Here is a 4837-nt window from a genome sequence, read left to right on the forward strand (position 1 = left end):
GCGGTTGCCGCGCCAGTCGTAACCGTACTCCTCCACCGCCACGTTCGCGCCCTCCTGCACCGTGGCGCGCGTCAGGCGGTTGAACTCGTCGTACGCGAAGGTCGTCGTCCGATTCCCCGAAACCTTCTTCGTCCGGTTCCCCGCCGCGTCGTAGGTGTAGGTCACGTCGCCGGACGCGGACGTCTCGCCCGTCAGTTGGTTCAGGCGGTTGTAGGTATAGCTTGTCGTCGCGCCGCCCACGCTCTTCGTGACACGGTTCCCCGCCGCATCGTAGGCATAGCTCTTGACGCTGGTCGTCCCGTTCTCTGTCACCGTCTCACCCGTCAGGCGGTACAGCGCGTCGTACGCGTACGTCACCGTGCGGTTGCCGCTCCGGCCGATCTCCTGAACCCCCAGGCGCTCGCCCGCGCTGCCCACCGTGTAGACGTACTCCCCAACGAGAGAACCGCCCCGGTCCGTGATCCGCTCCCGCGTCAGCGCGTTCACCACGTTGTACTCCCAGGCCGTCGTCAGCCCGTTGGAGTACGTCGCTTTCGTCCGGTTCCCGTTCGCGTCGTACTCGTAGCTCGTGATGGCACCGGCCCGGTCCGTCACCGTTACCAGACGACCCAGCGCATCGTAGGTGCTGACCGTGCTGCCCCAGGGCGTCGTGAGCCTGCGTACCCGGCCCGCCCCGTCGTACTCGTACGACAGGATCGACCCATCCGGCTTCTGCTCCGAGGACAGGCGCCCCACTGCGTCGTAGCGATAGCGCGTCACGCCGTTCTCGTCCGAGACCCCCTCGAGCCGCCCCGACCCGTCGTAGGTGAACGTCACCGTCCGGCTCCCCGCCGTGATCTGGCGCAGACGGTCGCCGCCGTCGTAGCCGTACTGCCTCCGTACCCCGGAGAAGTCCGTCTCCGACTCCAGGTTCCCGCGGCTGTCGTAGGCGTTCCGCTTCTCCTGCCCCGCCGCATTCACCGTCTTCACCAGACGCCCCAGGTCGTCGTACTCGTACGCCATCCGGTTCCCCGCAGGGTCCGTCACCGACGTCAGCTCGCCCACCGTGTTGTAGCGGTAGACCCACTCCTGCCCCAGCGCGTCGACAACCCCGGTCAGGCGGTCCTGGCCGTCGTATCGGTACGTCGTCACGTGCCCGTTCTGATCCGTCTGCCTGACGATGCGACCCCGCGCGTCGTACGCGCTCGTCATCGTGCTCCCGTTCGCCAGCGTCGCCTTCGTCCGATTCCCGTTGGCGTCGTACTCGTACCGGGTCACGTTCCCCAGCGGGTCCTTCACCTGCGACACCTGAGAGCGCTCGTCGTACACAAACTCCGTCCGCTGCCCCAGCGCGTCCGTGATGGCCGTGTTCCGGTCGATCGCGTCGTAGGTGTACGTCGTGACCCCGCCACCCCGGTCCGTCTTCGTCGTCAGACGGTCCTTCGCGTCGTAGACAAAGCGCTCCGTCGTCCCATCCGCGTACGTCTTGCTCACAAGGTTCCCCACGTGGTCGTACGCCATCGCCACGCTCTGACCGTAACGGTCCGTCGCTCGCACGTTTCGGTGCTCCGCGTCGTACTCGAACCGCTCCGTCGTCCCGTCGTAGTAGTTGACCTTCTTCAGGTTCCGGAAGAGGTCGTACTCAAAGGTCGTCCGACGGCCGGACGAATCGGTCACCGCCGTTCGGTTCCCCACGCTGTCGTACTCCGCCCCGGTAAACGTCCCGTCCGCGTAGACCGTCTTCGTCACGTTCCCGTATACGTCGTACTGGTACGTCTCCGTCAGGACCTTGTTCGCCCCGTTCTCCCCGCGGCGCGTCAGCGTCTTCGAGAGCGCGTTGCCGTCCGCGTCGTACGTGAACGTCGCCGTCTCTCCCGCTCCATTCGTCGTGGACAGCACGTTACCCTGCCCGTCGTACGTGAACTGCATGACGGCCCCGATCCCGTCCGTGATGCTCCTCAGGCGCCCGCTGCCGTAGTAGTCGTACTGACGGACGTTCCCCACCGCGTCCGTCGCCCGCGTCATCTGGCCGGCGGCGTCGTAGGAGAAGTCCGCCTGCTTCACCCCGAAGGCGTGGACCGTCATCAGCTCGTTCTTGCTCGTGTAGGCGTTCTCCACCTTCAAGCCTAACGCGTTCGTCATCGAAAGAAGGCGGCCGTCCGCCGAGTAACGGTACTGCGTCGTGTTCCCCAGCGCGTCCGTCGTCGTCGCCAGGCGCCCGTTCTCGTCGTAGGTGTGCGTCGTCACGTGCCCGTTCCCGTCCGTCACGGACACCTCGTTGCCCCGCTCGTCGTAGACGTGAAGCGTCGTGTTGCCCAGACGGTCCGTCACCACCGTACGCCGCGCGTCCAGGTCGTGCGCGTACGAGATGCGCCGACCGCTCGCGTCCACCACCGCAATGAGGCGCCCCGCTTCGTCGTACTCATTCCGTGCAACCTGCACGCCACGAGGGTCCGTGAGGCTCGTCAGGTAATGTGTGCCGTCGTACCCGAACGTCGTCTCCTGACCGCCGATATCCGTCACGGAGGCCAGGTCGCCCTCGGCGTCGTAGCGGTACGTGACGGCGTGTCCCGTCGGACCGCTGATCTTCGTTATCCGCTTCAGCCCGTCCCGCTCGAAGACGATGGACTTGCCGTCCGAGTGCGTCACCCCGTCGTCCGTGATCGTGACAACCTCGCCGTTCGTCCCCGTGACGCTCTCCAGACCCGTGAGGTCGTTGAAGACGTAAACGGTCCCATCCACTGCCGTCAGCTCGTACCGCTGTGGGTTATAGGGCTCCAGGTCGTAGTCGCAGACCCCACCCTTGCTCTGTTGGTACAACAGGTCCGTCGACTGCCCCAGCGGCGCCAGCGTCGACTTGCCGCCGCTCGTGTTCCGGTAGGTCGCGCTGACCCAGCGGATCGGCTGCATGGACTGCGCTGGCAGGAGCTCCAGCGCAAACTTCTCCGTCCTGCCGTTGCCCCAGTGGACGACCACCTCGTGAGGCTTCTCCTCCACCAGCCTGTAGCTCTTCAGCCACCCGCCGCCGGACTGGACCATCTTCCAGTTCTTCCCCGGCGTGCCGTTCTCCGACAGCATCGCCCTGGACAGCTTCATGTCCCACCCATAGCCGAACCGGCCGATGGCGTCCTTTTCCCTGCTGTCGTAGGTCCGGATGACCGAGAGCGGGAGCCCGTGGATGGGGAGGTCCATGTCGACAAAGCTCATCGAGAAGCTGCCCGCCTTCAGCTCCCCCTCCACGGAGACCGTTATCTCCTTTGTGGTGGTAGCGCCTCCGGCCTCCACCGAAAGCCGCAGGACGTAGTGGCCGTTGACCAGCAGAGTGGGGTCGAACACGCCCAGCACGCCGCCGTCCACGGGCTGCGTGCCCTCCGCAAACACGGTGTAGGAGGCCGGGGCATATTCCGGGTCGCTGTCGTTTCTCTTCTGCACCGGCGCACAGGCCAGCCTGTACCTCGTCAGGCCTTCGGCCATGGCGGTGCCGACGACCTCCGTGGGCTTCGTGACGACGGCCATGTCGGCCGGCGCGGTGATGGCAACCGTGTTCGCGGAGGCTGCCGAAGCACGGAGGAAGCCGCTTTCGCTCTGGGGTGCAGAGGCGTCGGCACGCTGCGCCCGCGAGGGAAGTCCCCTGCTTCCACTCGCAAAAGCGGGGATCGGCAGCAACTGAAAGACCAGGGTAAACACCAGCAGCAGGGCCGTGAGCCTTCGGGTGCGGTAGCGCATGAGGGACCTCCTTCACATTAAAAACGTTCTGCCGTTCAGGATCGATGTCGGTACGCCAGGCTCTGGATTTGTTCGGAGGGCATTGCCCATCCGCCCCCGGAGCCGCGAGGGGTACTGTAGAAGGCGAAAAACTTCAATGTATTGAGTAAATTACGAAGCCTGTGATTTTACAATAGGTTGTTCTACTTAAAACTCGTTAAAACTCGCAATGTGCAAAAAAACTCATCAGTCGGTGGCTGCGGAGAACTTCCGGCGAAGAGGCGAAGGCCTGAGCGTTTCAGGCCCTTCATGCCGATCTCCACGTTGGTGTGCATGGTGTCGCAGGAGGTCTCCGCCAGGTTATCCAGCTTTAAGTGCGGGCGGTGCCTCGGCATTTGGGCCGCTCGGGCCGGGACGGCGCAAAATGCAAAAAATATTGAGGGGAGGACGCGGGATTTGATCCGCAGGTTTCAGCCGTTTTTGCTATAATAGAAAATCATGTGTCATCGATGACCTTTTGGGAGGCAGAGAGTATGGCTGGAAACGAGAAGATTTACAGGCCCGCGTGGAAGAGTTTCTACAGGAGCATCTCGCTGATCGTCCTGCTGGCTGTGGTCGTGATCGCCCTGACGATCCTGGCGCCCTTCGAGGCGAAGATCAAGGGGGTCCTGTGGGCGGCGTGGGCCGTGGTCGCCATCGCCATCTTCCTGTACATGGTGGTGCGGCGTGCGAGCATCTCCCTCACCGTGCGGCCCGACGAGGTGGCGCTGGACCAGGGCATCCTGAACCGCAAGTCCATCGAGATCAGCTACAGCAGCATCCGCACCGTCGAGGTGACGCAGACGCTTACGCAGAGGGTCCTGAACCTCGGCGACCTCTTCATCGCCTCCTCCGGCACCGGCGAGTACGAGATGCAGATCAAGGAAATGCCGGACCCCCACGCCATCCGCGACGAGATTCAGGCCAACGAGCGCAGCGTCAAGGGGGCGAACGCAAAGGCCGGCGCGGCACAGCAGGAGGACGCCGAGGACGCCTGAGTCCGCACGGAACGGAAGAAGCGGGGACCGCCGTCAGGCGGTCCTTTTTTTGTCGGCTGGTTTTATACCAATTCGCGTTTAATACGGATTGCCTCCCCTGACAGGGGAGGTGGTTC

General features: G+C 64.2%; 2 protein-coding genes. One reads left to right on the forward strand and one right to left on the reverse strand.

Going from position 1 to position 4837, the window contains the following annotated elements; translation table 11 throughout:
* A partial coding sequence (locus SY1_RS10330; RefSeq protein ID WP_208873741.1) for an RHS repeat protein occupies nucleotides 1-3705 on the reverse strand: 3705 nt, incomplete at its 3' end.
* A 512-nt stretch (nucleotides 3706-4217) separates the two neighbouring features.
* Between SY1_RS10330 and SY1_RS10335 the strand changes: the two genes are divergently transcribed.
* The gene (locus tag SY1_RS10335) at nucleotides 4218-4721 is read left to right on the forward strand and encodes a PH domain-containing protein (RefSeq protein ID WP_015556981.1); all 504 of its coding nucleotides are present in this window, start codon (nucleotides 4218-4220) and stop codon (nucleotides 4719-4721) included.
* Nucleotides 4722-4837: the final 116 nt, after the last annotated feature.

It is taken from the genome of Fretibacterium fastidiosum (assembly GCF_000210715.1).
GTDB classification, from domain to species: domain Bacteria; phylum Synergistota; class Synergistia; order Synergistales; family Aminobacteriaceae; genus Fretibacterium; species Fretibacterium fastidiosum.